The organism is Cupriavidus sp. SIMBA_020 (genome assembly GCF_046535395.1).
GTDB lineage: Bacteria > Pseudomonadota > Gammaproteobacteria > Burkholderiales > Burkholderiaceae > Cupriavidus > Cupriavidus campinensis.
In genome coordinates this window covers 1-243 of record NZ_JAWRWU010001474.1, presented here as the reverse complement: position 1 = coordinate 243, position 243 = coordinate 1, and the positions used below count along the sequence as shown (strand labels likewise).

1 protein-coding gene is annotated in these 243 nt (G+C 64.6%); it reads left to right on the top strand.

Going from position 1 to position 243, the window contains the following annotated elements; translation table 11 throughout:
• Positions 1-243, top strand: a 243-nt coding sequence (locus SB751_RS34480; protein WP_410749552.1) for a CoA-transferase, incomplete at both ends; no start/stop codon positions are given.

Below are 243 nucleotides of genomic sequence, written 5' to 3'. Positions count from 1 at the left end.
GTCGCGGGCGTGAAGCGCGTCGTCGTGCTGATGGAGCACGTCGCGAAGGGCGACCAGCACAAGATTCTCGACGAATGCAACCTGCCGCTGACGGGTGTCGGCGTGGTCGACCTGATCATCACAGATCTCGGTGTGATCGAAGTGACGCCGCACGGCCTGAAGGTGCTCGAACTCGCCGACGGCGTGAGCGTCGGCGAGATCAAGGCGAAGACCAGCGCGCCGCTCGATGTAAGCGCCGTGTCC